Genomic DNA, 552 nt, shown 5'->3' with positions numbered 1-552 from the left:
CTACTGGCAGCACTGTAGATTATGGAGCCGGTGCCGGTGGTGGTGGCTGGTTTGGTGGCGGAAGTGCTTCCAACTATCGCAATTCGACAGGATCTGGAGCTGGTGGGTCAGGTTATGTCTTAACTGGCGATACGATCAAAGATGGTATTAAAATCAATAAGTCATACCGTCCAACAAACTATGCCCCCGATGCTAAATATGAATTCACGAATACTGAACTCTTATCAGGAAATGTGAGTTTCTTTGGACCCGATGGTGTACGTGAAATAGGACATTCAAATTCGGGATATGCGCGAATCACTTACTTTGGAGAAAATACCCAATCATCAGCGAATCTTGAAGGGATTCGTATTAATGGAAAAGTCATTGATGGCTTTGATCCGGAGATAACGGAGTATACGATTCCAATTGCCAGCGAATACATGGCGAAAGATGAAATTACAGTTGATAAACAACATCTTAGTCAGATAGTCGTTGGTACAGGATATCTCGAATTCAAAAAAGGCAATCAAAGCCAAACATTAACGGTCTTCTCGGCGGATGGAAAAACGA

The 552-nt window shown here is 42.9% G+C and carries 1 protein-coding gene; it reads left to right on the top strand.

Annotation, left to right across the window (positions count from 1 at the left end):
- The coding region (locus tag GVV19_RS10730; protein ID WP_201288214.1) for a glycine rich domain-containing protein at window positions 1-552 on the top strand (552 nt) is incomplete at both ends.

The organism is Erysipelothrix anatis (genome assembly GCF_009828745.1).
Classification (GTDB): domain Bacteria; phylum Bacillota_I; class Bacilli_A; order Erysipelotrichales; family Erysipelotrichaceae; genus Erysipelothrix; species Erysipelothrix anatis.
Note: the sequence above shows the minus strand (reverse complement) of the source record. Positions and strands in the feature narration are given on the sequence as shown.